The sequence below is a fragment of the Sphingomonas yabuuchiae genome (assembly GCF_001477495.1).
Classification (GTDB): domain Bacteria; phylum Pseudomonadota; class Alphaproteobacteria; order Sphingomonadales; family Sphingomonadaceae; genus Sphingomonas; species Sphingomonas yabuuchiae_A.
Window position 1 is genome coordinate 1 of the sequence record NZ_LDTF01000171.1, and the last position, 585, is coordinate 585.

Annotated in this window: 1 protein-coding gene; it reads right to left on the reverse strand. The window is 71.3% G+C overall.

The annotated features are described in order from the left end of the window. Positions 1-585 (reverse strand): hypothetical protein (locus NS355_RS17910; protein ID WP_209445137.1); only part of this gene is annotated, 585 nt, incomplete at both ends.

Here is a 585-nt window from a genome sequence, read left to right on the forward strand (position 1 = left end):
ACCCCGCCCCGTGGGCCCACGCCGAGTAGGTGCGGATCATGGCCCACACCAGCAGCGGCGCGCCGATCGCCAGCATGACGATGCCGTAGGCGTGTGCGATCTGGTGCAGCGCCTGCACGGCGTCCGGGTGCAGGAAGTTCCGGGTCGCGGTGACCAGCGCCTGCGCGGCCGCGGTGGACTGGCCGATCACCCCCAGCGGGATGAAGGTCGTGGCCGCGGCGTCGTGCCCCAGGGGGTCGCGCAGCCAGCGGTGGTGGTAGGCGATGCCGAAGATCGAGATGCCCAGGGAGAGGGCCGCGAAGAAGCATCCGGCGCAGATCACGTTGACGAGCATCCGGGTCAGCTCGTTCGGGGTGTGGCTCATCAGGGCGGCGCCGGTGGTCGCGGAGACCATGGGCGGCACGATGGGCAGACCCCAGGTGAAGTGCGGGCGCCCGCAGTCCTTCGCGGTGAGCATCAGGGTGAAGGCCACCCAGGAGAACAGTCCGATCACGGTGCCGAGGATCCACATCACCCAGTCGACCGTCCACGCCGCGCGGGTGAGGCCAGGGGCCAGCGCGGGCACGACGGCGGAGGTCGCCGAGC